Consider the following 798-nt stretch of genomic DNA (forward strand, 5'->3'; position numbering starts at 1 on the left):
GGCGGACGACGTCGCGTGCGTGATGTTCACCTCCGGCTCCACCGGAAAACCCAAGGGCATCCTGTCCTCGCACCGGAACCTGGTCTCCACCCTCACCGCCCAGACCTACGCCACCTTCGGCCCCGAGGAAACCTTCCTCCAGTGCTCACCCGTCTCCTGGGACGCATTCAGCCTCGAATTCTGGGGAGCACTGCTCCACGGCGGAACCACCGTCCTCCAACCAGGACAACGCCCCGAACCGGCTCTCGTATCCGCGCTGTCCCAACGGCACGGCGTGACGATGCTCCAGCTGTCCTCCAGCCTCTTCAACTACCTGACGGACGAACACCCCGACACCTTCACCACCACCCGCATCGTCTACACCGGCGGCGAACCCGCCTCCCCCACCCACATCCACCACCTCCAACGCCTCCACCCCCAGCTCACCATCACCAACGGCTACGGCCCCGCCGAATCCATGGGCTTCACCACCACCCACACCATCGAACCGTCAGACGAGGTGCGCAGCACCGTCTCCATCGGCCGCCCCCTCACCAACAAACACGCCTACGTCCTCGACACCCACCTCAAACCCACACCCCCCGGCACCACCGGAGAGCTCTACCTCACCGGCGACGGCATCGCCCACGGCTACCTCGCCCAACCCACCACCACCGCAACACGCTTCATCCCCAACCCCTACGGACCCCCCGGCACCCGCCTCTACCGCACCGGAGACCAAGCCCACTGGGACACCCAAGGCAACCTCCACTACACCGGCCGCACCGACACCCAAATCAAAATCCGCGGCTTCCGCAT

At 65.9% G+C, this 798-nt stretch carries 1 protein-coding gene; it reads left to right on the forward strand.

Going from position 1 to position 798, the window contains the following annotated elements:
* On the forward strand, positions 1–798 hold a 798-nt coding region (locus IE207_RS32870), incomplete at both ends, for an AMP-binding protein (protein ID WP_190187986.1).

The sequence above is a fragment of the Streptomyces cirratus genome (assembly GCF_014650775.1).
In the GTDB taxonomy this organism is placed as follows: Bacteria; Actinomycetota; Actinomycetes; order Streptomycetales; family Streptomycetaceae; genus Streptomyces; species Streptomyces cirratus.